The following is a 271-nucleotide window of genomic DNA, read 5'->3' on the forward strand; positions in this document are numbered from 1 at the left end:
TCTCGGATCTGACCTTCCGAACACCGTTATACCCTCTCGTTCCGATCGCCGCTGTGATCTTATGTTTCGCTTCATGCGTAGGCCTTGCATTTGATCCCAATCAAAGAATCGCCCTCTTCTGCGGAATTCCTTGTATGATCCTGTGCTATCTCATTCGTTTTTTGAGAAAGAAACAGCCGAAACAATCCGTCCGTGACATTCATTTGGATAAAACCATGCCATAAAAAAAGGCACATACTGATGAGGTATGTGCCTTACTTCCCTTATTCCG

At 45.0% G+C, this 271-nt stretch carries 1 pseudogene; it reads left to right on the forward strand.

Annotated features, from left to right (window positions below):
* Nucleotides 1–224 (forward strand): annotated as a pseudogene (locus tag R0K30_RS22020) (amino acid permease); the annotation flags it as partial.
* Nucleotides 225–271: the final 47 nt, after the last annotated feature.

Source organism: Bacillus sp. SIMBA_154, from assembly GCF_046536015.1.
GTDB lineage: Bacteria > Bacillota > Bacilli > Bacillales > Bacillaceae > Bacillus > Bacillus pumilus_P.